We start from the raw sequence: 1,013 nt of genomic DNA, 5'->3' as shown, positions 1-1,013 counted from the left end.
AAACAGGCTTGGCGGTCAACGAGTTGACCCGTTACCGCTACGACGTAACCATCCGCAAGCGTCCGATCGAGGTGTTGTCGCTGGCGGAGGTGCCCCGAATCCGGTTCACCGATCACACCATCGAATCCTTGGCTGCGTTGTTGAGCACCCGGCGCGGTGGTTGCCTCCGGGTCCTGGGCATCCCGCACCTCGGACTAGCCGACGAAGTCCGCGCCGGCCACGAGATCCGTTCGGGCCGTCTCCTCGACATGCGGGATGGCCTTGTAGGGCGTGAAACCACCCTGCGGGCGCTCGCTGAGCGAGTCGGTGCCACCGCCTGCGGCGACCGCTGCGAAGGTCTTGTTCCGGAGGATCTGCATGTCCTGGGCGAGGGGTTGGGGTTTACCACTGCGGTGACCTGGTCGACGCACGTGGGGTGTATGGACGCGGTGTTCGTGGACTCCGCGCTCGCGCGCGGCAAACAGCTCACCGACGTGTTCGTGGCAGCGGTGCCGATGCGGGACCTAGCTCGCTCTACCAGCAATCCGCAGGCGAGCCTGCTGCTGGCGGACGTGCGCCGCTTCGTGGCCGACCGGCTGCCGGAGTTCATGGTCCCGGCCGCGGTGATAGCGGTCGAGGCGATGCCGTTGACCCCGAACGGGAAACTCGACCGTGCGGCGTTACCGGACCCGGAATTCGTGTCCGGGGCGGAGTATCGGGCGCCGCGCACGGAGCGCGAACAGGTGTTGGCGGAGCTGTTCGGGGAGGTCCTCGGGGTGGGCCGGGTGGGTATCGATGACGGGTTCTTCGAGCTGGGTGGGCATTCGCTGCTGGCGACGCGGTTGGTGAGCCGGATCCGGTCGGTGTTGGGGGTGGAGGTCCCGATCCGGGTGGTGTTCGACGCCCCCACCGTCGCAGCCCTGGTCGCCCGGCTCGACGACGGTGCGCGGGTGCGTCCGGCGCTGACGGTGGCAAAGCGCCCGGAGCCGGTACCGGTGTCATACGCGCAGCGGCGGTTGTGGTTCATCCACCGG

General features: G+C 68.2%; 1 protein-coding gene. It reads left to right on the top strand.

The features are described from left to right. A partial coding sequence (locus ACX4ZE_RS22785) for a phosphopantetheine-binding protein (RefSeq protein WP_480275510.1) occupies nt 1-1,013 on the top strand: 1,013 nt, incomplete at both ends.

This window comes from Nocardia sp. TBRC8007, from assembly GCF_056629435.1.
This window is presented reverse-complemented; position numbering and strand designations above follow the sequence as displayed.